Here is a 25,180-nt window from a genome sequence, read left to right on the forward strand (position 1 = left end):
GGGTGACGAGGGTCGGACGTACGGCGTGGTAACCGGCATTCTGGTAGGGCTTGGCGCACGCAGCGCACACAAGTGGTTTCAGGGATGGGGGCGTTCCAGTGGGCGGCAACGGCGGAAGCGGCACGAACGCTGAGAAGCGCCCGAACGAACTGCTGGCCTCGTGGTTCGTCCGCAGCGGCTGGTCCAAGGGCGAGCTCGCCCGGCAGGTGAACCGCCGGGCCCGCCAGCTCGGGGCCAACCACATCTCCACCGACACCTCGCGCGTACGACGCTGGCTCGACGGGGAGAACCCGCGCGAGCCGATCCCGCGGATCCTGTCGGAGCTGTTCTCCGAGCGGTTCGGCTGTGTCGTCGCCGTGGAGGACCTGGGGCTGCGAGCCGCCCACCAGGCCCCGTCCGTGTCCGGCGTCGACCTGCCCTGGACGGGCCCGCAGACCGTGGCGCTGATCAGCGAGTTCTCGCGCAGCGACCTGATGCTGGCGCGGCGCGGCTTCCTCGGGAGCTCGCTGGCCCTCTCCGCGGGCCCGGCCCTCATCGAACCGATGCAGCGCTGGCTCGTCCCCTCGCCCCCCGCCCAGCGCGCGGAACCCGAGCCGTCGCCCGCCGCGCGCCGCGGCCGGCTCTCCACACCGGAGCTGGACCTCCTCGAATCCACCACGGTCATGTTCCGGCAGTGGGACGCCCAGTGCGGCGGCGGTCTGCGCCGCAAGGCGGTCGTCGGCCAGCTGCACGAGGTGACCGACCTCCTCCAGGAGCCTCAGCCCGAGGCCACCACCCGACGGCTGTTCAAGGTCGCCGCCGAACTGGCCGAGCTGGCGGGCTGGATGAGCTACGACGTAGGCCTCCAGCCCACCGCCCAGAAGTACTTCGTCCTGGCCCTGCACGCGGCCAAGGAAGCCGGCGACAAGCCCCTCGGCTCGTACGTCCTGTCCAGCATGAGCCGCCAGATGATCCACCTCGGCCGACCCGACGACGCCCTCGAACTGATCCATCTCGCCCAGTACGGCAGCCGTGACTGCGCGAGCCCGCGCACCCAGTCGATGCTGTATGCGATGGAGGCCCGCGCCTACGCCAACATGGGCCAGCCCGGAAAGTGCAAACGGGCCGTCCGGATGGCCGAGGACGTCTTCGCCGACGCCGAGGAGTGGGACGACCCGGACCCCGACTGGATCCGCTTCTTCAACGAGGCCGAGCTGCACGGCGAGAACTCCCACTCCTACCGCGACCTCGCCTATGTCGCCGGCCGCAGCCCCACCTACGCGTCCCTGGCCGAGCCGGTGATGCGCCGCGCCGTGGACCTCTTCTCGACGGACACCGAACACCAGCGGTCGTACGCGCTGAACCTCATCGGCATGGCCACCGTGCACCTGCTCCAGCGTGAGCCCGAACAGGGCGCGGCCATGGCCCAGCGCGCCATGGACGTCGCACGTAAAGTCCGTTCCGAGCGCGTCAACACCCGTATCCGAAAGACCGTCGACACGGCCGTACGCGATTTCGGTGGGCTCTCCGAGGTCGTCGACCTCACCGAGCAGCTCGCCGTCCACCTCCCCGAGGCCGCCGAAGCGGTCTGACCCGGCCGGGCCCGCCGCACCCCAAGGGCCACTCGACTCCGGCCGCGGCCGGCCATCCCGACTGCCCGACTCGGCTCCCCCATGCCAGGTCATCGGATGGTCTGCCGTGGTCGGTCCGTTCCGGACGCTCCACGCAAAGTTCCATCGGATACGAAACCGTTATCCGCCGAGCGGCCCGCAGAGGCTGGGCCCCACAAGGGGCGAATCCTCCGAGATTCACGTTTCACCTGTCTGTAACGTGATGGGGGCCTTCGTCACCTCCAGGAAACAATTCCAAACTCCCGGCGAAACGGTGCTGCGTCAGTCTCCTCAGCACAGTCGGCCCTCCCCGATAGCTCCCAAGCTTCAGCATCCGCACGGGCCGTTCCGACCACGAGGAGATACCGGCATTGAACGGCACAGATACCGGATTCGTATTGATCAGTGCGGCGCTCGTCATGGTGATGACGCCGGGCCTCGCGCTCTTCTACGGCGGCATGGTCCGGGCCAAGAGCGTGCTGAACATGCTGATGATGTCCTTCATCTCGCTGGGCATCGTCAGCATCCTGTGGGTGCTGTACGGCTACTCGCTCGCCTTCAGCGGTGACCAGGGCGGCTTCATCGGCAACCTGGACGCGATCGGCCTCAAGGGCATCGACGTCACCAGCACGGTCGACAGCTTCGTCGCCGGGGCGAACGGCGAGCCGCACAAGATCGCCGCGTTCGCCTTCATCCTCTTCCAGATGCTGTTCGCGGTCATCACCCCGGCCCTGATGAGCGGCGCCCTCGCCGACCGCGTCAAGTTTGGCGCCTGGATGATCTTCGTCGCGCTCTGGGTCACCCTGGTGTACTTCCCGGTCGCGCACTGGGTGTGGGCGCCGGGCGGCTGGCTCTTCGAGATGGGCGTCATCGACTTCGCCGGTGGTACCGCGGTCCACATCAACGCGGGTATCGGCGCGCTGGCGGCGGTCCTCGTCGTCGGCAAGCGGATCGGCTTCAAGAAGGACCCGATGCGGCCGCACAGCCTGCCGCTGGTCCTGATCGGCACCGCCCTGCTGTGGTTCGGCTGGTTCGGCTTCAACGCCGGTTCCTGGCTCGGTGTCGACGGCACGACCGCCCGTATGGCGATCAACACGCAGATCGCGACCGCCGCGGCCATCATCGGCTGGCTGATCTACGAGCGCATCCGCCACGGCGCGTTCACCACCCTCGGCGCCTGCTCCGGTGCCGTCGCGGGCCTCGTCGCGATCACCCCGTCCGGTGGTCACGTCAACGCCTTCGGCGCCATCCTGATCGGCATCGTCGCCGGCGCGGTCTGCTCCTGGGCCGTCAGCCTCAAGTACAAGCTCGGCTACGACGACTCCCTCGACGTCGTCGGCGTCCACCTGGTCGGCGGTGTCCTCGGCACCCTGATGGTCGGCTTCCTCGCCACGGACGGGATCGGCGGCCTCGACCAGTTCGGCAAGCAGGCCACCGGTGCCTTCTCCGTCATGGGCTACACCTTCGTCGTCACGTGGATCATCGCCTTCGCCATCCAGAAGACGATCGGCTTCCGGGCGTCCGAGGAGGACGAGGTCACCGGTGTCGACCAGGCCCTGCACGCCGAGACCGCCTACGACTTCAGCTCGGCGGCCGGTTCTCACATCTCCTCCGCCACCACGACGAGCAGCGTCGCTGCCACTGAGAGCAAGAAGGTCGAGGCATGAAGCTGATCACCGCCGTCGTCAAGCCGCACCGGCTCGACGAGATCAAGGAAGCCCTGCAGGCCTTCGGGGTGCACGGCCTTACGGTGACCGAGGCCAGTGGGTACGGTCGGCAGCGGGGACACACCGAGGTGTACCGCGGCGCCGAGTACACGGTCGACCTGGTTCCCAAGATCCGGATCGAGGTACTGGCCGAGGACGACGACGCCGAGCAGTTGATCGACGTCATCGTCAAGGCCGCCCGCACCGGCAAGATCGGTGACGGCAAGGTCTGGTCCCTGCCGGTCGAGACGGCCGTACGGGTCCGGACCGGCGAGCGCGGCCCGGACGCGCTCTGACCGAAGAGAAGAACAGGAGTCGCTGGGTGACGAGTACGGACGTACGTACGGATGCAGAGGACTCGGGACCCAGCGGCTATGCGGCGGCCCGGCTGCGCCTCCTCCAGGAGGGGGCGCAGTCCGGGCCGCCGCGCCGTACGGCCCTGGCCGAGCTGACCGACGACTGGCTCGCGGGACTGTTCGGCGCGGGCAACTCCGAACCACGCGGGGTCTCGCTCGTCGCCGTCGGGGGATACGGGCGCGGCGAGCTCTCGCCCCGCAGCGATCTCGATCTGCTGCTCCTGCACGACGGGTCCGACGAGGAGGCGGTGGCCGCGCTGGCCGACCGTATCTGGTACCCGGTCTGGGATCTGGGGCTGGCCCTGGACCACTCCGTGCGCACCCCCGCCGAGGCCCGCAAGACGGCCGGCGAGGACCTCAAGGTGCAGCTGGGGCTCCTGGACGCCCGGCACATCGCCGGTGACCTGGGGCTGACCGCCGGGCTGCGGACCTCCGTCCTCGCCGACTGGCGCAACCAGGCGCCCAAGCGCCTCCCGGAGCTCCAGGAGCTGTGCGCCGAGCGGGCCGAGCGGCAGGGAGAGCTGCAGTACCTGCTGGAACCCGACCTCAAGGAGGCGCGGGGCGGGCTGCGCGACGCCACCGCCCTCCGCGCCGTCGCCGCCTCCTGGCTCGCCGACGCCCCGCGCGAGGGGCTCGCGGACGCCCGGCGCCGGCTCCTCGACGTACGGGACGCGCTGCATCTCACCACCGGGCGCGCGACCGACCGGCTCGCGCTCCAGGAACAGGACCAGGTCGCCGCCGAACTGGGCCTGCTGGACGCCGACACCCTGCTGCGCCAGGTCTACGAGGCCGCGCGGGTCATCTCCTACGCCAGTGATGTGACCTGGCGTGAAGTGGGGCGCGTCCTGCGGTCGCGCGCCGTGCGGCCCCGGCTGCGCGCCATGCTCGGTGGCGGGAAGCCGGCCCCCGAGCGGTCGCCGCTGGCCGAGGGCGTGGTCGAGCAGGACGGAGAGGTCGTGCTCGCGCGGGCCGCCAAGCCCGACCGGGACCCCGTGCTGCCGCTGCGCGCCGCCGCCGCTGCCGCCCAGGCCGGACTGCCGCTCTCCCTGCACGCCGTGCGACGCATGGCGGCCGCCGCCCGGCCACTGCCGACGCCCTGGCCCGCCGAGGCGCGCGAGCAACTCGTCACGCTGCTGGGCTCCGGGCGCCCGACCGTCGACGTCTGGGAGGCGTTGGAGGCCGAGGGCCTCATCACCCATCTGCTGCCCGACTGGGAGCGGGTCCGCTGCCGGCCCCAGCGCAACGCCGTGCACATCTGGACCGTCGACCGGCACCTCATCGAGACCGCCGTCCGGGCCTCCGAACTGACCCGCCGGGTCCACCGCCCCGACCTCCTCCTCGTCGCCGCGCTGCTGCACGACATCGGCAAGGGCTGGCCCGGCGACCACTCCGTCGCAGGCGAGATCATCGCCAAGGACGTGGCGGCCAGGATCGGCTTCGACCGCGAGGACGTGGCGGTCCTCGCCACCCTCGTACGGCATCATCTGCTGCTCGTCGACACGGCCACCCGGCGTGACCTGGAGGACCCGGCCACCGTTCGGTCGGTGGCCGACGCCGTGGGATCGCCGGGCACGCTCGAACTGCTGCACGCGCTGACCGAGTCGGACGCGCTCGCCACCGGGCCCGCCGCCTGGTCGTCGTGGCGTGCCTCGCTGGTGGCCGAGCTGGTCCAGCGGGTCGAGGCGGTGTTCGCGGGCGACGTGCCCGAGGAGCCGGAGCCCGCAGCGCCCACCGCCGAGCAGGAGCGGCTCTCCATCGAGGCGTTCCGCACGGGCGGGCCGGTGCTGTCGCTGCGCGCGCAGACGGAGGCCGCCGAGGAGAAGGACGAGAAGGCCGACCCCGAGCCGCTCGGCGTGGAACTCCTGATCGCCGTACCCGACCAGCCGGGCGTGCTGCCCGCGGTCGCCGGCGTCCTCGCCATGCACCGGCTCACCGTGCGCACGGCCGAACTGCGGACGTTCGACCTGCCGGACGGCGTCGAGGGCTCCGTCCTGCTGCTGAACTGGCGGGTGGCCGCCGAGTACGGCTCGCTGCCCCAGGCGGCCCGGCTCCGCGCCGACCTCGTACGGGCCCTGGACGGCTCGCTGGACATCGCCGGGCGGCTGGCCGAGCGCGACGCGGCCTATCCCCGGCGGCGTGGCGTCGTCGCACCGCCGCCGCGCGTCGCCGTGGCCGCGGCCGCCTCCCGGCACGCCACGGTCATCGAGGTGCGCGCCCAGGACGCGCCCGGGTTGCTGCACCGGATCGGGCGCGCCCTTGAGGACGCGAACGTACGGGTGCGCAGCGCGCATGTCAGCACGCTGGGCGCCAACGCCGTGGACGCCTTCTACGTGACCGGGCCGAAGGGCGCACCGCTGCCGGGCGACGAGGCGGCGGCCGTGGCGCGGAAGCTGGAGGAGACCCTGCGCGGCTGAGCGCGACGGGTACGGGGCCGACGCGGCCCCGTACCCCCGGGGGCGGGCCCAGTCGTCACTATCCACAGGGGTGGAGACCCGACCACACCCAGACAGATACCCTGGAGGGCAACCCAGACTGCCCCCGACTCCGAGGACCGACACCGCCGTGTTCGATACGCTCTCCGATCGCCTCTCAGCGACTTTCAAGAACCTGCGCGGCAAGGGGCGCCTTTCCGAGGCGGACATCGATGCCACGGCACGCGAGATCCGCATCGCGCTCCTGGAGGCGGACGTCGCGCTGCCGGTCGTCCGGGGCTTCATCAAGAACGTCAAGGAGCGCGCGCTCGGCGCCGAGGTCTCCAAGGCGCTGAACCCCGCCCAGCAGGTCCTCAAGATCGTCAACGAGGAGCTGGTCGGGATCCTCGGCGGCGAGACCCGTCGCCTCCGCTTCGCCAAGAACCCGCCGACCGTGATCATGCTCGCGGGTCTGCAGGGTGCCGGTAAGACGACCCTCGCGGGCAAGCTGGGCCGCTGGCTGAAGGAGCAGGGCCACTCGCCGCTCCTCGTCGCCTGTGACCTCCAGCGCCCCAACGCCGTGAACCAGCTCAGCGTCGTCGCCGAGCGCGCGGGCGTCGCGGTCTACGCCCCGGAGCCGGGCAACGGCGTGGGCGACCCGGTCAAGGTCGCCAAGGACTCCATCGAGTTCGCCAAGTCGAAGGTCCACGACATCGTGGTCGTCGACACCGCCGGTCGCCTGGGCATCGACCAGGAGATGATGCAGCAGGCGGCGGACATCCGGGACGCGGTCTCCCCGGACGAGATCCTCTTCGTCGTCGACGCGATGATCGGTCAGGACGCCGTCAACACGGCCGAGTCCTTCCGCGACGGCGTCGGCTTCGACGGCGTGGTGCTCTCCAAGCTCGACGGTGACGCCCGCGGTGGTGCCGCCCTGTCGATCGCCTCGGTCACCGGCAAGCCGATCATGTTCGCGTCGAACGGCGAGAAGCTCGACGACTTCGACGCGTTCCACCCTGACCGGATGGCCTCCCGCATCCTCGACATGGGTGACCTGCTCACCCTGATCGAGCAGGCGGAGAAGACCTTCAGCCAGGAAGAGGCCGCCAAGATGGCCTCCAAGCTGGCGTCCAAGAAGGGCCAGGACTTCACCCTCGACGACTTCCTGGCCCAGATGGAGCAGGTCAGGAAGATGGGCAGCATCAGCAAGCTGCTCGGCATGCTCCCCGGCATGGGGCAGATCAAGGACCAGATCAACAACATCGACGAGCGCGACGTCGACCGCACGGCCGCGATCATCAAGTCGATGACCCCGGCCGAGCGCCAGGAACCGACGATCATCAACGGCTCGCGCCGCGCCCGTATCGCCAAGGGTTCCGGTGTCGAGGTCAGCGCGGTGAAGAACCTCGTCGAGCGGTTCTTCGAGGCCCGCAAGATGATGTCCCGCATGGCCCAGGGCGGCGGCATGCCCGGGATGCCGGGCATCCCCGGGATGGGCGGCGGCCCCGGCCGCAGCAAGAAGCAGCCCAAGAAGGCCAAGGGCAAGCAGCGCTCGGGCAACCCGATGAAGCGCAAGCAGCAGGAGCAGGAGGAGGCCGCGCGCCGCGCGGCCGCCGCCCAGGGCGGTGCCCTCGGTCTGCCGGGCCAGCAGGGCGCCCAGGACTTCGAGCTGCCGGACGAGTTCAAGAAGTTCATGGGCTGACACGCCCAAACGGCGGACGCCGCGTGACCGGCCGGGGGGTGTGGCCGGGCGCGCGGCGCCGGTGTGCCGTTGCGTGGACGGCATGGGTGTGGTGTGTCGCTCGTGATGCTCCCGGTGGCAACTCCCGTACACGGATGTGTTTTTCCCCTGGATGATGCGTCAGGCTATGGGTGCCGTGCGGCACTTGGCCAAGCGAAAGCGCCGACGGACTGCTTTCTTCACACCATTCACACCCGTTCACACCGGTCTCGGTGGAAAGTCTCTAAGACCTTCTCAGGGCGTCCGCGCGATCAGGTAGCGGAACACGTTCGACATCCACACCGTGCCGTCCCGGCGGCGATGCGGGTGCAGCGCCTCGGTCAGTTCCTTGTCCACCTGGACCTGGTCTGTGGCCCTGATCGCCGCGTCGAACAGGCCGGTCGACAGCAGCCCCCGCACCGCGTTGTCCACGTTGGCATACCCGAAGGGGCAGGCCACGCGTCCGGAGCCGTCCGGCTTCAGGCCCGCCCGCTGGGCGACCTCCTCCAGGTCGTCCCGCAGGGCCGGCCGCCAACTGCCCGCGCTGCGCAGGGGATCGGCGAGCTTCGTGGCCACGCGGAGCACGGCGGAGGTGGTGCAGCGCTCCGGCGGGCCCCAGCCGGCGAGGACCACGGGGGTGCCGCGTTCCGCGAGCGGGGTCGCCGAGGCGAGCAGGTCGCCGAGGCCCTCGGAGTCCCCGGCCAGACAGCCGATCGGCTCGAAGGCGGTCACCAGGTTGTACAACGGGTCACCCGGGGCGCGAGCCGCGTCCTCGGGTGTGCCGTCGACGACCCGGACGTCGGCACGCGCGCGCGTGCCCCATGGCTCTGGCTGCAGCCGCTCCCGGGCGAGAGCGATTCTCTCGGGTGACGAGGCGTCGACGCCGGTGACCGCGGCACCTCGCGACGCCGCCATCAACAGCGCGAGCCCCGACCCGCAGCCGAGGCCCAGCAGCCGCGTGCCGGTGCCCACGTCGAGCCGCCGGTGGACGGCCTCGTACAGCGGTACCAGCATCCGTTCCTGGATCTCGGCCCAGTCACGCGCGCGTGCACACTGGTCCACGCGGGGTGCGGCCCCCGCGCGAGGCAGCCGCTGCCGCACGAGCGTAGGTGTCATATCGAAAGCGCCCCAATCCGCCGTAAGTTGCCGTTGCCGGATTTCCTGGCCCCCGTGGCAGTGCGCGCTCGCACTCCCCCCGTATGCCAGGAAACTCCGCACTCGGCGAGTCGTCCAGGGGTAGCGGACACCGGTTTGCGGACTGTCAGGCGCGGCGAAAAGAATTCACATCACCGCAATATGCCCCCGTACTATCGCGCCATGGCAAAGGCACCCGTACTCACGCCCCGCGCGGACGACTTCCCGCGCTGGTACCAGGATCTGATCACCAAGGCCGAACTGGCCGACAACGGTCCGGTGCGCGGCACCATGGTGATCCGACCGTACGGGTACGGGCTGTGGGAGCGGATGCAGCAGGAGATGGACGCCCGGATCAAGGAGACGGGCACGCAGAACGCGTACTTCCCGCTCCTGATCCCGCAGTCCTACCTCACCCGGGAGGCCGAGCACGTCGAGGGCTTCGCACCCGAGCTGGCCGTGGTGACGCACGGCGGCGGCAAGGACCTCGAAGAGCCCGCCGTGGTCCGCCCCACCTCCGAGATGATCATCAACGACTACTTCTCGAAGTGGGTGCAGAGCTACCGCGATCTGCCGCTGCTGATCAACCAGTGGGCCAACGTGGTCCGTTGGGAGCTGCGCCCCCGGCTCTTCCTCCGCACGAGCGAGTTCCTCTGGCAGGAGGGCCACACGGCGCACGCGACGTACGAGGAGGCGCGCGACTTCGCCGCGCACATCCACCGGGAGGTCTACGAGGACTTCATGGTGAACGTCCTCGCGATGGACGTGGTTCCCGGCCGCAAGACCGTCAGGGAGCGCTTCGCGGGCGCCATCAACACCCTCACGCTCGAAGGCATGATGGGCGACGGCAAGGCCCTCCAGATGGCCACCAGCCACGAACTGGGCCAGAACTTCGCCAAGGCGTTCAACACCCGGTACCTGTCCAGGGAGGGCAGGCAGGAGCTCGTCTGGCAGACCTCCTGGGGCTCCACCACCCGCATGATCGGCGCCCTGGTGATGATGCACGGCGACGACCACGGCCTGCGGGTCCCGCCCCGGCTGGCCCACGTTCAGGCCGTCGTGCTCGCGATCAAGGGCGACGAGGCGGTTCTGGCCAAGGTCCGCGAGCTCGGCGCCCGGCTCAAGGCCGCGGGCATCCGCGTCCACGTGGACGACCGTACGGACATCCCGTTCGGCCGCCGCGCCGTCGACTGGGAACTCAAGGGCGTCCCCGTACGCATCGAGGTCGGCCCCCGGGACCTGGAGAACGGCACCGCGATGCTCGCCCGCCGCATCCCGGGCGGCAAGGAACCGGTCGCCCTCGACTCGCTCGTCCACCTGCTGCCCACGATCCTCGAAGAGGACCAGGCGCTCCTTCTGAAGCAGTCGCGCGAGCGCCGGGAGTCCCGGACGACCGAGGTGTCCACGCTCCACGAGGCGATCGAGACCGCGACGGCCGGCGGCTGGGCGCGTATCCCCTGGTCGACGCTGGGCGAGGACGGCGAGACCAAGCTCGGGGAGCACGCGGTGACCGTACGGTGTCTGGTCGCCGAGGATGGGTCGGTGCCCGACTCCTACGACGCACCCGGTAACGTCGCTGTCGTGGCGCGCGCTTACTAGAGCGATCCGTTCCGCCGGGAGAGCGACCGAAACGCCTCTTGCGCATCTGACGACCACAGGTGCCCCGGCGCGCGGGCCCCGCCTACGTGCCGGGGCGTACGTGTGACTACGTACCGCCTTGTGGCGAGCTGTGAGGCTTCTCCGCAGATCAGCGCACCCGCCCTCGTCAGGACGCACTAGTGGCAACTGACGGGTACGTGCAAATTATTTGGGATGGCCCGGAATCGGAACACAGGGGCACTCAGGCTCGTTGTCATTACGTGAGCACGACACAGACACCCCCTGTTCTCGCCGCAGAGCTGGCGCAGGCGTGGGCCGACATTCAACGGCACCACCCCGAGCTGCCGGATCTTGCCGCTCCCGAGTCCCTGATCGGGGAGTCGTCGTCCGCCTGCGGGCACGAACTCTCCTTCGAGCGACTGCTCCATGAGGCAGTCCATGGCATCGCCGCCGCGCGCGGAGTCCGCGACACCTCCCGGGCCGGCCGCTACCACAACCGCAGATTCCTCGCGATCGCCGAGGAGCTCGGCCTCGACCACCCCGAGGAACCGCACCCCAGCAGCGGTTTCTCGCTGGTCACGCTCAACCCCGAGGCCAAGCGTCGCTACCGCCCGACCATCGAAAGACTGCAGCGCGCCCTCAAGGCCCACACCGCGGCGACCTCCGCGGACACGGCCCGCAGCTTCCGGGGCCCGGCCGCCCGTCACGGCTCCTCCGGCGGCGGCGTCCGCGTCAAGGCCGTCTGCGACTGCGGCCGCAACGTCCGCGTAGTCCCGTCCGTACTCGCCCAGGCCCCCATCGTCTGCGGCGGCTGCGGCAAGCCCTTCCGGATCCCGGAGGTCGTGGGCGCGGCGTGACGCGAGGGCGAGCCGAGAAGACGGCGAGCTGAACAGACGGCTGCTCGTGGCAGCCGTATCCGGCTCGCGGTCGGTCAGTGGTCCGCTCTCGCCGAGGGCAGTCGTGCCGCTGCGGCAGCACGGGTGGGCGCAGGCGGCACCCGGTGAGCGCCGGTGAGCGAAACCCCTGGCGCCGGGTGCCGCTTCGGCATGGCTCCGTGCGGCCTCGGTAAGAGACGAACCCCGGCGTGTGGCACAATGGCTAGCTGTACTCGACAGTCGCACAGGACCCCTCTCTCCTCCGGCTGACGCGTCCATCGGGCACTCGGGTACCGCAACCCCACGCGGCATTCTCGCCGTGCCCAACCACGTCAAATCCAGGAGAACCCACTCCCGTGGCAGTCAAGATCAAGCTGAAGCGTCTGGGCAAGATCCGTTCGCCTCACTACCGCATCGTCGTCGCCGACTCCCGTACCCGTCGTGACGGCCGTGCGATCGAGGAGATCGGCAAGTACCACCCGACGTACAACCCGTCGGTCATCGAGGTCGACGAGGAGCGCGTCGCGTACTGGCTGGGTGTCGGCGCGCAGCCGACCGAGCCCGTTCTCGCGATCCTGAAGAAGACCGGCGACTGGCAGAAGTTCAAGGGCGAGCCCGCTCCGGCGCCGCTCCTCGTGGCTCAGCCGAAGTCCTCCCGCCCCTCGTTCGAGGCCCTGGGCGGCGACGACGAGGGCAAGGGTGAGGCGATCACCCAGAAGAAGAAGGCCGAGAAGAAGGACGAGGCCGCGGCCGAGTCCGAGTCGACCGAGGCCTGAGCATGCTCGAGGAGGCTCTCGAGCACCTCGTCAAGGGCATCGTCGACTACCCCGACGATGTGCAGGTCGCTTCCCGCAACCTGCGTCGCGGGCGCGTACTCGAGGTCAGGGTCCACCCTGACGACCTCGGCAAGGTGATCGGCCGCAACGGCCGTACCGCTCGCGCCCTGCGTACCGTCGTGGGCGCCATCGGCGGCCGGGGTGTCCGTGTCGACCTCGTCGACGTGGACCACGTCCGCTGACGAAGATTCGCAGCACCGGCTCGGGCCGGGGAGGGCCACTGGGCCGTCCCCGGCCCGTAGTCGTATGAGTTGTATGACAGGAGATCAAGCACAGTGCAGCTCGTAGTCGCACGGATCGGCCGCGCCCACGGCATCAAGGGCGAGGTCACCGTCGAGGTCCGCACCGACGAGCCGGAAGTCCGGCTCGGCCCCGGCGCCGTCCTGCTCACGGACCCCGCCTCGACGGGCCCGCTCACCATCGAGTCCGGCCGAGTCCACAGCGGCCGGCTGCTCCTGCGCTTCGAGGGCGTCCGCGACCGCAACGCCGCCGAGGCCCTGCGCAACACCCTGCTGATCGCGGAGGTGGACCCTGAGGAGCTGCCGGAGGAGGAGGACGAGTACTACGACCACCAGCTGATGGACCTGGACGTGGTCACCAAGGACGGCACCGAGGTCGGCCGGATCACCGAGATCTCGCATCTGCCCTCCCAGGACCTCTTCATCGTCGAGCGGCCCGACGGGAGCGAGGTGATGATCCCCTTCGTCGAGGAGATCGTCACCGAGATCGACCTCCAGGAGCAGCGGGCGGTCATCGACCCGCCGCCCGGCCTGATCGACGACCGGGCGGAGATCGCGTCCGCCCGGGACGCCACAGACGCCACGGACGCCGCGGACTCGGCGGACTCGGCCGGGGACGAGGCGTGATGCGGCTCGACGTCGTCACGATCTTCCCCGAGTACCTCGAGCCCCTGAACGTCTCCCTCGTCGGCAAGGCACGCGCGCGTGGACAGCTGAACGTGCACGTCCATGACCTGCGGCAGTGGACGTACGACCGCCACAACACGGTCGACGACACCCCGTACGGCGGCGGCCCCGGCATGGTCATGAAGACCGAACCCTGGGGCGACGCCCTGGACTCCGTCCTCGCCGACGGCTACGAGACCGGTTCCCGCGCGCCGGCGCTCATCGTCCCCACCCCCAGCGGCCGCCCCTTCACCCAGGCGCTCGCCGTCGAACTCTCCGAGCGCCCCTGGCTGGTCTTCACACCGGCGCGCTACGAGGGCATCGACCGGCGCGTGATCGACGAGTACGCCACCCGCATACCCGTCTACGAGGTCTCCATCGGCGACTACGTGCTCGCCGGCGGCGAGGCGGCCGTCCTCGTCGTCACCGAGGCGGTGGCGCGGCTGCTGCCCGGCGTCCTCGGCAACGCCGAGTCGCACCGCGACGACTCCTTCGCGCCCGGCGCCATGGCCAACCTCCTTGAGGGGCCCGTCTACACGAAGCCGCCCGAGTGGCGCGGCCGCGACATCCCCGAGGTGCTGCTCAGCGGCCACCACGGCAAGATCGCCCGCTGGCGCCGGGACGAGGCCCTGAAGCGTACGGCCGCCAACCGGCCCGATCTCATCGAGCGCTGCGACCCGAAGGTGTTCGACAAGAAGGACCGCGAGATGCTCTCCATCCTGGGCTGGGCCCCGGACCCGGAGGGGGAACGGTACGGCCGATTTTGGCGGCGGCCGGAGGGCGTGGAACAATAGGCCGCTGTTGTGCGTCGTCCGGCGTGCGCCCCTGCCACAGGGGGACACGACGCCCGCCCCGACACGGACAGCATCCTCTCGAAACACCTAGCTCCCGCCTATGACCTGTGGCATGGGCGAAGAAAGCAGACGAAATGTCTCACCTGCTCGACTCCGTCGACGCCGCGTCGCTGCGCAGCGACATCCCGGCCTTCCGCCCGGGTGACACCGTCAACGTCCACGTCCGCGTCATCGAGGGCAACCGCTCCCGTGTGCAGCAGTTCAAGGGCGTAGTCATCCGTCGCCAGGGCGCCGGTGTCCGCGAGACCTTCACGGTCCGCAAGGTCTCGTTCTCCGTCGGCGTCGAGCGCACCTTCCCGGTGCACACCCCGATCGTCGAGAAGATCGAGCTCGTCACCCGCGGTGACGTCCGTCGCGCCAAGCTGTACTACCTGCGCGAGCTGCGCGGCAAGGCGGCGAAGATCAAGGAGAAGCGCGAGAACTGATCGCGCGCCCGGCTCGGAACCGAGTCGCAAAAGGTCGTCACAGAGGGGCCGGATACGATCTGACCCCGATGGATACCGAAGCACGGCAGCACATGGAGCGCGACCGCTCCTCCCACCCTTCCGGCGGGTTCTCCGAGGAGAACCCGAACACGGGAGGGCCGGAGGGCCGGTCGCGTTTCGCGTGGGCGGACCGGGTCACCGCGTTGGTTCCGGGCCGTGGTTACACCCTGACCGTGCTGATCTGCCTGCTTTTTCTGGCCCTCTTCAGCAACTTCGTGATGCAGCCGTTCCAGATTCCCAGCAGCTCCATGGAGCGCTCATTGAGGATCGGGGACCGCGTTCTCGTAAATAAGTTGGCATACGGTTTCGGATCTGAGCCGCAGCGCGGTGACGTCGTCGTCTTCGACGGCACCGGCTACTTCGGGAACGCCGACTACATCAAGCGCGTTGTCGGCGTGGGGGGAGACCGGGTGGTCTGCTGCGACCAGGAGGGGAGGCTTGAGGTGAACGGCCGGTGGGTCGACGAGTCGGCGTTTCTGTACCCGGGCGACAGCCCGTCGAGTGTGCCCTTCGACGTGGTCGTCCCCGAGGGCAAGCTGTTCCTCCTCGGCGACCACCGCGGTGACTCCAGCGATTCCCGCGACCATCTGGGATCGCCCGGCGGCGGAATGGTCCCGCTCGGCGCCGTGATCGGCCGGGCCGACTGGATCGCCTGGCCCGCCGACCACTGGACGAGACTGGACCGTCCGGACGCCTACGCGCGCGTGCCCGCAGCCGGCGGTGCGCATGGGTAATCGCGGCAAGCCCCGCGGTGCTCCGAGCACCGCGGCCGACAATCTGCTGCCCACCGGTACCCGGCGATCCGGCGGGGCCGCCCGGCCGAGCCGCGTCGAGCGGCGCAAGCTCGCGCGCAAGATCAAGCGGCGCAGACGCCGTTCCGCGGTCAAGGAGATCCCGCTGCTCGTCGGGGTCGCCGTCCTCATAGCCCTGGTCCTGAAGACCTTCCTCGTCCAGGCGTTCGTGATCCCCTCGGGCTCCATGGAGCAGACGATCCAGATCGGCGACCGCGTCCTGGTCGACAAGCTCACCCCCTGGTTCGGCTCCAAGCCCACCCGCGGTGACGTCGTCGTCTTCAAGGACCCCGGCGGCTGGCTGGAGGACGAGCAGACGACGACCCCGACCGAGGACCCGATCGTCATCAAGCAGATAAAGGAGGGCCTGCAGTTCATCGGCCTCCTCCCGTCCGACGACGAGAAGGACCTGATCAAGCGGGTCGTCGCGGTCGGCGGCGACACCGTCAAGTGCTGCGACACCCAGGGCCGCGTCACCGTCAACGGCATGCCGCTGGACGAGACGGCGTACATCCACCCCGGCAACCAGCCCTCCACCCAGCGGTTCGAGGTGACCGTGCCCCAGGGCCGCCTCTGGGTGATGGGCGACCACCGGGAGAACTCCGCCGACTCGCGCGCCCACCAGTCCGACGATTCACAGACGGCGCAGTACGGCGGTACGGTCCCGGAGGCTTCCGTCGTCGGCCGGGCCGTGGTGATCGCCTGGCCCGTCGGTCACTGGGGGCAGTTGGAGGAGCCTGACACGTTCTCGGCGGTGCCGAGCGGGTCGACCACCGCCCTCGGCGCTTCGCATAGGGTGGCCTCCGCGGATCGAAACGGATTGATCCCCCTCCCGACCCCTGCGGAACTCCCGCTCGTTATGGGAGTGGTGGGCCTGCACCGGATGTGGCGTGGGCGGCGGTACGGAGTGAGGAGTGGATGTGGGGGATTTGGCGGTCGGCGCACGGTCCGGACACGGTGGTTCCGAAGAACGGCCCGAGCGGTCCGACGAGGCGGCTTCCCCGGCCGCGGAAAACGTGGAGAACGTCGTGAACTCCGAAGGTTCCGCCGACTCCGGGAGTGACTCCCCGGACGGCGGGGACGACGCCCGGACCTCGGTCGACGACGGCGACCAGGACGAGCGGCCCAAGAAGAAGCAGCGTTCCTTCTGGAAGGAACTGCCGATCCTGATCGGTATCGCGCTGGTGCTCGCGCTGCTGATCAAGACCTTCCTGGTGCAGGCGTTCTCCATCCCGTCGGACTCGATGCAGAACACCCTGCAGGAGGGCGACCGGGTCCTGGTCGACAAGCTCACCCCGTGGTTCGGCTCCGAGCCCGAGCGCGGCGAGGTCGTCGTCTTCCACGACCCGGACGGCTGGCTGGACGGTGAGCCCACCCTGGAGCCCAACGCCGTGCAGCGGGTCCTCGGCTGGATCGGCCTGATGCCGTCCGCCGAGGAGAAGGACCTCATCAAGCGGGTCATCGGCGTCGCCGGCGACACCGTGGAGTGCAAGGGCACCGGCCCGCTCAAGGTCAACGGCAAGGCGCTGAACGAGCCGTACGTGTACCCGGGCAACACCCCCTGCACCGTCGACGACACCGGCGGTCAGTTCAAGGTGAAGGTACCCGAGGGCAAAATCTGGGTCATGGGTGACCACCGGCAGAACTCGCTGGACTCCCGCTACCACCAGAACGACGCGAACAAGGGCATGGTCCCCGTGAGCCAGGCCGTGGGCCGCGCCATCGTGGTCGCCTGGCCGCCCACCCGCTGGTCCACGCTGCCGATCCCCGAGACCTTCGACCAGAACCTGAGCGCCGCCGCCCCCGGCGCGCTCGGCCTCGCGGGCGCGGTCCCGCTGGTGCTGTGGCGCCGACGCCGCCTTCTCGCCGGCGAGAGCCCGAGGGTTTCTGGCACGGGTACCGCCGGGTAGGGTGCCGTCCCAGATCGCCGATCATCCGCGGCCCGCACGGGGCCCGGACGGTCGATTCTCCGACTGGGGGAGCACTGGGATGAGCGGGACGACACGTCGTACCGACGAGGGCCACGGACGGCTCGGCAGCAAGTTGTCGGGACTGGCCGTGGCCCTCGGCTGTGTGCTCTTCCTGGGCGGCTTCCTCTGGGGCGCGCTCGTCTACGCGCCCTACACCGTGCCCACCGACTCCATGGCCCCCACCATCACCTCCGGGGACCGCATACTCGCGGAGCGGATCGACGGCGCCGAGGTCGAGCGCGGCGACGTCGTGGTCTTCCGGCAGGAGAGCTGGGGCAACGCACCCATGGTCAAGCGGGTCGTCGCGGTAGGCGGGGACACGGTCGCCTGCTGCACCGACGGCAAGCTGACCGTCAACGGCGAGAAGATCGACGAGGGGTACCTGCCCGAGGGTGAGGACGCCGAGCTGACCGGTATCCCCGAGATCACCGTCCCCAAGGGCCGGCTGTTCCTCCTCGGTGATGAGCGCAGCGGCTCCCTGGACTCCACCGCGCACCTCACGGAGGCCGGCAACGGCACGGTGCCGCGAAGCAACGTGGACGCGCGCGTGGACGCCGTCGTCTGGCCCATGGACGGCATGCTGGCGCCCCCCACGGGCTTCGAGAAGCTCGGCGCGCTCTCCTCTCCCGGCCCGCTGCGGCTGATCACCGCCGCGCTGGTCGTGGGCATGGTGCTCGTCCTGGGCGGCGCGGCCTACGGGCCCGTCGCCAAGCGGCTCGGGGGTCGTGGCCGTTCGACGCAGACGGAGCCGGCCGGTGTCGGCTGAGGACACGTACGAGGGCGGGCTGCGCAGGGTGGCCCGGGTGATCCTGCTGGACCCGCGGGAACGCGTCCTGCTGCTGCACGGGCACGAGCCGGACGATCCGGCCGACGACTGGTGGTTCACGCCCGGCGGCGGTGTGGAGGGCACGGAGACCCGTGAGGAGGCCGCCCTGCGGGAGCTCGCGGAGGAGACCGGGATCACGAACGTCGAGCTGGGCCCCGTACTGTGGCGGCGGATGTGCTCCTTCCCCTTCGCCGGACGCCGCTGGGACCAGGACGAGTGGTACTACCTCGCCCGAACCACCGATACGCACCAGGTGGTGCCCGCCGCCGGCGGCCTCACGGAGCTGGAACGACGCAGTGTCGCCGGAGCACGTTGGTGGACGTGCGGGGAACTGGCCCGGGCGCATGAGACGGTGTACCCGACCAGACTCGCCGAACTGCTTCGCACACTGCTCGACGAGGGTCCCCCGGCCAGTCCCGTGGACCTCGACACCGAAATTGTCTAGGGGCTCGCGGGACTGGCGCACAATGGTGGGATCGCACGGCTGAAGGGGAACATGCCATGAGCGCCGAGGACCTCGAGAAGTACGAGACCGAGATGGAGCTGAAGCTCTACCGGGAGTACCGCGATGTCGTCGGTCTGTTCAAATACGTGATCGAGACCGAGCGGCGCTTCTATCTGACCAACGACTACGAGATGCAGGTGCACTCGGTACAGGGCGAGGTGTTCTTCGAGGTGTCCATGGCCGACGCCTGGGTGTGGGACATGTACCGGCCTGCTCGGTTCGTGAAGCAGGTACGGGTGCTCACGTTCAAGGACGTGAACATCGAGGAGCTGAACAAGAGCGATCTGGAGCTGCCGGGCAGCTGAGGTCGGTGTGGCGGCTGCGGAGCCGTCATCCGTGTGGGTGATGAAGTTGTCCACAACGGCCTGCTTGTCCACCAAGATCCAATAGCGGGCTGAGTCGCCCTCAGTGTTGGCGCCGGAGGTGGTGCCGACATGAGCAAGGCACGAGGCGACAACACGCGGGGCAGCAACACGCGAGGCGACAGCCCGCGAAAGAACAGCTCGTGGGGGAACAGCGCGCGAGGTGCGCTCGGCAGGTACGGCGAGGAACTGGCCGCGCGGCGGCTGGCCGACGCCGGGATGACGGTCCTGGAGCGCAACTGGCGCGGTGGCAGGACCGGCGAGATCGACATCGTGGCCCGTGACGGGGACGCGCTGGTCGTCTGCGAGGTGAAGACCCGCAGGGCCGGCCCGTTCGAACACCCCATGGCGGCCGTCACGGCCACCAAGGCCGAGCGCCTGCGGGGGCTCGCCGAGCGCTGGCTCCAGGAACACGGAGGGAGCCCGCCGGGCGGGGTCCGCATCGACGTCGTGGGCGTCGTCCTCCCCGACCGCGGCGCCCCTGTCGTGGAGCACGTACGGGGGGTGGCCTGATGGGATTCGCCCGCACATGCTCCGTCGCCCTCGTCGGCGTCGAGGGCGTCGTCGTCGAGGTCCAGGCCGACCTGGAACCGGGGGTGGCGGCCTTCACGCTGGTGGGGCTGCCGGACAAGAGCCTGACCGAGAGCAAGGACCGGGTCAGGGCGGCGGTGGTCAACTCGGGCGCAGAGTGGCCGCAGAAGAAGCTGACCGTGGGGCTCAGTCCCGCGTCCGTGCCGAAGGCCGGCAGTGGGTTCGACCTGGCGGTGGCCTGCGCGGTGCTGGGAGCCTGCGAGCGGATCGATCCGCGGGTCCTCTCCGACATCGTGATGATCGGCGAGCTCGGACTCGACGGACGCGTACGACCGGTACGGGGCATCCTGCCCGCCGTCCTGGCCGCCGCCGAGGCCGGATACGAGCAGGTGGTGGTGCCGGAGTGCGCGGCCGCGGAGGCCTCGCTCGTGCCGGGCGTCTCGGTACTGGGCGTGCGCACCCTGCGGCAGCTGATCGCCGTGCTCGCGGACGAACCCGTGCCGGACGAGGAACCCGACGAGGGCCGTCCGGACCCGCTCATGGCGGGGCTGCGCATGCCGGGCACGGGGGCGGCTACCGGCATGCACACCACGGGAGCCGCGCAGCAGGACCAGGGTCACGACCTCGCCGATGTCGTCGGCCAGCTCGCGGCGCGGACCGCCGTGGAGGTCGCGGCCGCCGGTGGACACCACCTCTTCCTGGAGGGCCCGCCGGGCGCCGGCAAGACGATGCTCGCCGAGCGGCTGCCGGCCATCCTGCCCGCGCTGGGCAGGGAGGAGTCGCTGGAGGTCACGGCGGTCCATTCGATCGCCGGTCTGCTGCCGGCCGGGAAGCCCTTGGTCGACGTCGCGCCCTACTGCGCCCCGCATCACTCGGCCACGATGCAGGCACTCGTCGGTGGCGGCCAGGGCATCGCACGGCCCGGCGCCGTCTCCCTCGCCCATCGCGGGGTGCTTTTCCTCGATGAGACCCCGGAGTTCAGCAGCCAGGCTCTGGACGCCCTGCGGCAGCCGTTGGAGGCGGGGCACGTGGTGATCGCGCGCAGCGCGGGAGTGGTGCGGTTCCCGGCGAAATTCTTGATGGTGCTCGCCGCGAATCCCTGCCCCTGTGGTCGTTTCTCGCGGACGGACGACCTGTGTGAGTGTCCGCCCGCCTCGATCCGTCGCTATCAGGCCAGGCTCTCGGGCCCGCTGCTCGACCGGGTCGACCTCCGGGTCGAGGTCGACCGGGTCACCCGGTCCGAGCTCACCCAGCGCGGGGCCCGGGGCGAGTCCACGGCCGCGGTGGCCGACCGTGTGCGCTCGGCCAGGGAGAGGGCGTGCACCCGTCTGCTCGGCACACCCTGGCGGACGAACAGCGAGGTACCGGGGCGCGAACTGCGGAATCGATGGCATGCCGCGCCGGGCGCGATGGACGAGGCCGAGCGCTGCTTGGAACGAGGTGTGCTCACCGCGCGCGGCCTGGACCGGGTGCTCCGGGTCGCCTGGACCATCGCGGACCTCGTCGGCCACGACCGCCCCGACGCGACAGACGTCAACCTGGCACTGCAACTGCGCACGGGAGTTCCTCGCGGAGTGCCGATGGCCATCGGGGCGCTGACGTGAAGCCCGCGACCCGTGCGGCATGGGCGGGTGAGCCATGACCGGCGGCGGTGCGGCCGATGCCGAGCGGCTCGACCGGGCCTTCCTCGCCCGCGTCATCGAGCCCGGCGACGAACTCGGCGGCCGATGGCTGCGGGAGCTCGGCGCCCGGGAAGTGGTGCGGAGGCTCTCCGGGGGCGGGCGACCGCTGCCGGAGGCCTCCGACAAGCGATGGGCGGGGCTGTGCGCCCGCGCCGGACGGGCCGACCCGGAAGGGGACCTCGCCCGGGCGAGGGCGGCCGGGGTCCGGTTCCTCGTCCCCGGGGACGCCGAGTGGCCAGGTCAGCTCGACGATCTCGGGGACGGGCGACCCGTGGGGCTGTGGGTGCGAGGGAGGGCCCATGCGCGGATGTGGGCGTTGCGGTCGGTGGCTGTGGTGGGGGCGCGGGCCTGTACGGAGTACGGCGCGCACATGGCGGCCGCACTGGGGGCGGGGCTGGCCGAGCGGGGGTGGGTGGTCGTGTCCGGCGGGGCGTACGGCGTGGACGGGGCCGCGCACCGGGGCGCGCTGGGGGCCGGTGGGGCGACCGTGGCCGTGCTGGCCTGTGGCGTGGACCGGCCGTATCCCAGGGGACATGTGCAGCTGATCAACAGGATCGCGGAACAGGGCCTGGTGGTGGGGGAGTTGCCGCCGGGGGAGCACCCCACGCCGAGCCGGTTCATTCTGCGGAACCGGGTCATCGCGGCGCTCACCAGGGGGACCGTCGTCGTGGAGGCGGCCTACCGCAGTGGCGCGCTGGTCACGGCGCGGGCCGCGCAGCGACTGGGCCGGTTCACGATGGGGGTACCGGGGCCGGCCACCTCGGCGCTGTCGGCGGGAGTGCACGAACTGCTGCGGAGCGACGCCGTGCTCGTGTCCGACGCCGCCGAAGTCGTCGAACTGGTCGGTGACATGGGGGAGCTGGCGCCGGACCGTCGGGGGCCCGTGCTCCCCCGCGACCTGCTGGAACCCGGGGCACGGCAGGTCCTCGCCGCGCTGCCGGGGCGGGGCGTCGCAGCCGCCGAGGAGATCGCCCGGGGCGCGGGCACGGCGGTGGACGACGCGGTCGGGAGACTGTACGAGCTCCGATCACTTGGTTACGTCGAACGACACGGCGACGGCTGGAAGTTGACACGCCAGGCGATGATCTCCGTTTCGTCGGATCGGAGGCCAACGTGACCGAGCGTGTTCGGCCGTCCGGGGGAACGCCGACAGCCTTGCGGTTTCGGGCAGTTGGCGTCCCGGCACCGTCACACAGAGCGACTGCCCTGACTCGGTGGGGCGTCCAACGGAACGTATCTGCGCACGGGGGATCCACCGCCCTTCGCGCACTGCGACTCCCCAGTCACGCTACGCTCACGAGGATTCCGACTTAGGACAGGCAACTCAACATCAAACCGACAGCTAACCCATGCACCCCCAGTTCACGGCAGAACGGCACAAGGCGACGAATGCCCCAGCACACCTCCGGGTCTGACCGGGCGGCGGTACCCTCCGCCGCTCGCGGCACCGTGCGCCCGCCCGCCCCCTCGACACTCGACGAGCTGTGGCGGACGTACAAGACGACGGGCGACGAACGGCTGCGAGAGCAGCTGATCCTCCACTACTCACCCCTGGTGAAGTACGTCGCGGGCCGGGTGAGCGTCGGCCTGCCGGCCAACGTCGAGCAGGCCGACTTCGTCTCCTCCGGCGTCTTCGGGCTCATCGACGCGATCGAGAAGTTCGACATCGACCGGGAGATCAAGTTCGAGACGTACGCGATCACCCGGATCCGGGGCGCGATGATCGACGAACTGCGCGCGCTGGACTGGATCCCCCGGTCGGTGCGGCAGAAGGCACGCAATGTGGAGCGGGCCTACGCCACGCTGGAGGCGCGCCTCAGACGCACCCCGAGCGAGGGTGAGGTCGCCGCCGAGATGGGAATCGCGGTCGACGAACTGCACGCGGTCTTCAGCCAGTTGTCGCTGGCCAACGTGGTGGCGCTGGAGGAGCTGCTGCACGCCGGGGGCGAGGGCGGTGGCAGGCTGAGTCTGATGGACACGCTGGAGGACACCGCCGCGGACAACCCGGTCGAGGTGGCCGAGGACCGGGAGCTGCGCCGCTTCCTGGCGCGGGCCATCAACACGCTGCCCAAGCGGGAGAAGACCGTCGTCACGCTGTACTACTACGAGGGGCTCACGCTCGCCGAGATCGGGAACGTGCTGGGGGTGACCGAGAGCCGGGTGAGCCAGATCCACACGAAATCGGTGCTGCAGCTGCGGGCGAAGCTGGCGAGTTTCGGTCGCTGATTCGGTTCGGCCTGGCCGGATGTGGTGTGTGACCAGGCCTGGGCGGGCTCCGGCGTGTGCCGGCAGGGCCTCGCCCGGGGCTGGTCGAGGGAAGGCACTCCCGTGCGTGGCGGTCCGTCCGTAAAGTGGTTGACGTGCCAAGGATTCGAGCGGCCTCTGTGGCCGAGCACCGGTCGATGCAGCGAGCCGCCCTGCTGGACGCGGCTCGGTCCCTGCTGTCCGAGGGCGGGACGGAGGCGTTGACGTTCCCGGCGCTCGCCGAGCGCACGGGGCTGGCAAGGTCGTCCGTGTACGAGTACTTCCGGTCGCGGGCCGCCGTGGTCGAGGAGCTGTGCGAAGTCGACTTTCCCGTTTGGGCGGCGGAGGTCGAGGCGGCGATGGCGGCGGTCGAGCGGGCCGAGGACAAGGTCGAGGCGTACGTTCGCAAGCAGCTGGAGCTGGTGGGGGACCGGCGGCATCGGGCCGTTGTCGCGATCTCGGCGAGCGAGTTGGACGCCGGGGCCCGGGAGAAGATCCGGGCCGCGCACGGTGGGCTCGTCGCGATGATCGTGGAGGCGCTGGCGGGGCTCGGGCATGCGGAGCCCCGGTTGGCCGCGATGATGTTGCAGGGGGTCGTGGACGCGGCCGTGCGGCGTATCGAGCTGGGGGCCGCCGAGGATCCCTCCGTGATCACCGAGGCGGCTGTGGCCATGACTCTGCGGGGTGTGCGGGGCTGAGGCCGCGTCGTTCGGCGCGCGTCGGCGGGGCTGAGGCCGCGTCGTTCGGCGAGTGGCGACGCGAGTGGCGACGGGGCTGACGCTGCGTCCGGCGTCGGGCTGGGTCTTGGTTGCTCGTGCGCCCTCCGCTGGGGCCGGGAGGGGGTTGGTATCGCTCACCGGCGCGTCCGCTGCGCCCACCCTCCTCCCCCCTCCCCCTCCCCCTCCTCACTCCCGGCTTCGCTTGAGCGGGAGGTGCCCCCCATCGCCCCAGCGGCACGACCGCCCGCAGCTGTGCAGGCGGGCGGCGCGGCTGCCCGCAGCCATGGGGCATGAGAGCGGCGGGCGGCGCGCTGCCCGGGTCGGTGTGCGGCCACTCGTGCGTTCGGCGTGGCTACTCGGGTACCGGTAGCAGACGCGACGGGCCCCTGCGCAGCAGCCACGGTGGGAGTAGTGACAGTGGGTCCAGGTAGGTCTCGCCTCGGCGTAAGCCCCAGTGCAGACAGGCCGTCGGGCAGTGCGAAGGGGACGGCTCCAGGGTGCCCAGGAGGGTGCCTGCGGATACCTCGGTGCCCTTCTTCACCGACGCCTGTACCGGTTCGTAGGTCGTGCGCAGGGGTGGTTCGCCCGTGGCGGCCAGTTCGACGGCGATGACCCCTCGGCCCGCCACCCGGCCGGCGAAGGACACCCGGCCCGGGGCGACCGCCCGCACCGGGGAGCCAGGTGGGGCGGAGAGGTCGACGCCTCGGTGACCTCGGGCGTAGGGGGTGGGCGGGGGCTCCCAGGCGCGGACCACCCAGGGGTGGAGGCCCACGGGCCAGCCGCGGCCGACGGCGGGTACGGGCTCCTCGGGGAGCGGTGGTCCAGGGGCCGCTCGCGGTGCCGTCGTCCAGGCCGTGCCCAGGAGTGCCGACGTCAGGCACAGCAGCAGGGTCAGGCACGCACCCGCACGTCGTCGTCGGTTCGTTCGCTCGTGAGACATGGCGGAAGCGTCCCGTGAACAGGCCGATCATGGCCGGGATCTGTGGAGTACTCGCGAGTTGTGGATATCGGCGTCACCCGGGGCCTCGTGGGTCCCGTACACTTCTGATGGCGATCCGGGTCACCGGGTCGACTTCGCAC

The 25,180-nt window shown here is 70.5% G+C and carries 24 protein-coding genes and 1 pseudogene; 23 read left to right on the forward strand and 2 right to left on the reverse strand.

Annotation, left to right across the window (positions count from 1 at the left end):
• The first annotated feature begins 98 nt into the window (after positions 1–98).
• The 5 genes from nsdA to ffh all read left to right on the forward strand — a co-directional run bounded on the left by nsdA (position 99) and on the right by ffh (position 7,764).
• A complete protein-coding gene (nsdA, locus tag ACWD26_RS28560; RefSeq protein ID WP_451274812.1) occupies positions 99–1,571 on the forward strand; it encodes a transcriptional repressor NsdA in 1,473 nt (490 codons plus the stop codon).
• 389 nt (positions 1,572–1,960) lie between these two features.
• The gene (locus ACWD26_RS28565) at positions 1,961–3,256 is read left to right on the forward strand and encodes an ammonium transporter (protein ID WP_451274813.1); all 1,296 of its coding nucleotides are present in this window, start codon (positions 1,961–1,963) and stop codon (positions 3,254–3,256) included.
• Positions 3,253–3,591 (forward strand): P-II family nitrogen regulator, encoded by a 339-nt coding sequence (locus ACWD26_RS28570; RefSeq protein ID WP_003997576.1) that lies wholly within the window; start codon positions 3,253–3,255, stop codon positions 3,589–3,591. The genes ACWD26_RS28565 and ACWD26_RS28570 overlap by 4 nt, the downstream gene beginning before the upstream one ends.
• A gap of 26 nt (positions 3,592–3,617) precedes the next feature.
• Positions 3,618–6,065, forward strand: a complete 2,448-nt coding sequence (locus tag ACWD26_RS28575; RefSeq protein ID WP_451274814.1) for a [protein-PII] uridylyltransferase — start codon at positions 3,618–3,620, stop codon at positions 6,063–6,065.
• Positions 6,066–6,213: 148 nt separating this feature from the next.
• A complete protein-coding gene (ffh, locus tag ACWD26_RS28580) occupies positions 6,214–7,764 on the forward strand; it encodes a signal recognition particle protein (protein WP_451274815.1) in 1,551 nt (516 codons plus the stop codon).
• Positions 7,765–8,037: 273 nt separating this feature from the next.
• On the opposite strand, the gene ACWD26_RS28585 is transcribed toward ffh, so the two are convergent.
• Complete coding sequence (locus ACWD26_RS28585; protein ID WP_451274816.1) at positions 8,038–8,898, reverse strand: methyltransferase domain-containing protein; 861 nt, start codon at positions 8,896–8,898, stop codon at positions 8,038–8,040.
• A gap of 201 nt (positions 8,899–9,099) precedes the next feature.
• Here ACWD26_RS28585 and proS point away from each other — a divergent pair, with 201 nt between their 5' ends.
• From proS to ACWD26_RS28675, 18 genes and pseudogenes are all read left to right on the forward strand, one after another.
• Positions 9,100–10,515: a proline--tRNA ligase gene (gene proS, locus ACWD26_RS28590; protein ID WP_451274817.1), complete on the forward strand. Its 1,416-nt coding sequence runs from the start codon at positions 9,100–9,102 to the stop codon at positions 10,513–10,515.
• Positions 10,516–10,775: 260 nt separating this feature from the next.
• Positions 10,776–11,372: a hypothetical protein gene (locus ACWD26_RS28595; protein WP_239757488.1), complete on the forward strand. Its 597-nt coding sequence runs from the start codon at positions 10,776–10,778 to the stop codon at positions 11,370–11,372.
• A 374-nt stretch (positions 11,373–11,746) separates the two neighbouring features.
• Positions 11,747–12,166 (forward strand): 30S ribosomal protein S16, encoded by a 420-nt coding sequence (rpsP, locus tag ACWD26_RS28600; protein ID WP_220646336.1) that lies wholly within the window; start codon positions 11,747–11,749, stop codon positions 12,164–12,166.
• 2 nt (positions 12,167–12,168) lie between these two features.
• The gene (locus ACWD26_RS28605; RefSeq protein WP_033526925.1) at positions 12,169–12,408 is read left to right on the forward strand and encodes an RNA-binding protein; all 240 of its coding nucleotides are present in this window, start codon (positions 12,169–12,171) and stop codon (positions 12,406–12,408) included.
• A gap of 93 nt (positions 12,409–12,501) precedes the next feature.
• Positions 12,502–13,092 carry a ribosome maturation factor RimM gene (rimM, locus tag ACWD26_RS28610; RefSeq protein WP_451274818.1) on the forward strand — a complete coding sequence of 197 codons (591 nt, stop codon included), beginning with the start codon at positions 12,502–12,504 and terminating at the stop codon, positions 13,090–13,092.
• Positions 13,092–13,925 (forward strand): tRNA (guanosine(37)-N1)-methyltransferase TrmD, encoded by an 834-nt coding sequence (trmD, locus tag ACWD26_RS28615; protein WP_451274907.1) that lies wholly within the window; start codon positions 13,092–13,094, stop codon positions 13,923–13,925. The genes rimM and trmD overlap by 1 nt, the downstream gene beginning before the upstream one ends.
• Before the next feature lie 134 nt (positions 13,926–14,059).
• The gene (rplS, locus tag ACWD26_RS28620) at positions 14,060–14,410 is read left to right on the forward strand and encodes a 50S ribosomal protein L19 (protein WP_123763339.1); all 351 of its coding nucleotides are present in this window, start codon (positions 14,060–14,062) and stop codon (positions 14,408–14,410) included.
• A 68-nt stretch (positions 14,411–14,478) separates the two neighbouring features.
• Positions 14,479–15,204, forward strand: coding sequence for a signal peptidase I (gene lepB, locus ACWD26_RS28625; RefSeq protein WP_451274819.1), 726 nt, complete (start codon positions 14,479–14,481; stop codon positions 15,202–15,204).
• Positions 15,197–16,294 (forward strand): annotated as a pseudogene (gene lepB, locus ACWD26_RS28630) (signal peptidase I); the annotation flags it as partial. The gene lepB (ACWD26_RS28625) and the pseudogene lepB (ACWD26_RS28630), both read left to right, overlap by 8 nt.
• Positions 16,182–17,171: a signal peptidase I gene (gene lepB / locus ACWD26_RS28635; RefSeq protein WP_451274820.1), complete on the forward strand. Its 990-nt coding sequence runs from the start codon at positions 16,182–16,184 to the stop codon at positions 17,169–17,171. The pseudogene lepB (ACWD26_RS28630) and the gene lepB (ACWD26_RS28635), both read left to right, overlap by 113 nt.
• A gap of 79 nt (positions 17,172–17,250) precedes the next feature.
• On the forward strand, positions 17,251–17,997 hold the full coding sequence (gene lepB / locus ACWD26_RS28640) for a signal peptidase I (RefSeq protein WP_451274821.1): 747 nt from the start codon (positions 17,251–17,253) through the stop codon (positions 17,995–17,997).
• Positions 17,987–18,502: an NUDIX hydrolase gene (locus tag ACWD26_RS28645; protein ID WP_451274822.1), complete on the forward strand. Its 516-nt coding sequence runs from the start codon at positions 17,987–17,989 to the stop codon at positions 18,500–18,502. The genes lepB (ACWD26_RS28640) and ACWD26_RS28645 overlap by 11 nt, the downstream gene beginning before the upstream one ends.
• A 56-nt stretch (positions 18,503–18,558) precedes the next feature.
• On the forward strand, positions 18,559–18,867 hold the full coding sequence (locus ACWD26_RS28650) for a DUF2469 domain-containing protein (RefSeq protein WP_005311352.1): 309 nt from the start codon (positions 18,559–18,561) through the stop codon (positions 18,865–18,867).
• A gap of 129 nt (positions 18,868–18,996) precedes the next feature.
• Positions 18,997–19,437, forward strand: a complete 441-nt coding sequence (locus tag ACWD26_RS28655) for a YraN family protein (protein WP_451274823.1) — start codon at positions 18,997–18,999, stop codon at positions 19,435–19,437.
• A complete protein-coding gene (locus ACWD26_RS28660; RefSeq protein ID WP_451274824.1) occupies positions 19,437–21,059 on the forward strand; it encodes a YifB family Mg chelatase-like AAA ATPase in 1,623 nt (540 codons plus the stop codon). Before ACWD26_RS28655 ends, ACWD26_RS28660 begins: the two co-directional genes overlap by 1 nt.
• Before the next feature lie 34 nt (positions 21,060–21,093).
• On the forward strand, positions 21,094–22,254 hold the full coding sequence (dprA, locus tag ACWD26_RS28665; protein WP_451274825.1) for a DNA-processing protein DprA: 1,161 nt from the start codon (positions 21,094–21,096) through the stop codon (positions 22,252–22,254).
• Positions 22,255–22,526: 272 nt separating this feature from the next.
• Positions 22,527–23,363 (forward strand): RNA polymerase sigma factor WhiG, encoded by an 837-nt coding sequence (whiG, locus tag ACWD26_RS28670; RefSeq protein WP_451274826.1) that lies wholly within the window; start codon positions 22,527–22,529, stop codon positions 23,361–23,363.
• Between the two features lie 158 nt (positions 23,364–23,521).
• Complete coding sequence (locus ACWD26_RS28675; RefSeq protein WP_451274908.1) at positions 23,522–24,079, forward strand: TetR/AcrR family transcriptional regulator; 558 nt, start codon at positions 23,522–23,524, stop codon at positions 24,077–24,079.
• Between the two features lie 373 nt (positions 24,080–24,452).
• Here ACWD26_RS28675 and ACWD26_RS28680 read toward each other — a convergent pair whose 3' ends face one another.
• Positions 24,453–25,040, reverse strand: a complete 588-nt coding sequence (locus ACWD26_RS28680; protein WP_451274827.1) for a peptidoglycan DD-metalloendopeptidase family protein — start codon at positions 25,038–25,040, stop codon at positions 24,453–24,455.
• Positions 25,041–25,180: the final 140 nt, after the last annotated feature.

The organism is Streptomyces sp. NPDC002787 (genome assembly GCF_053592095.1).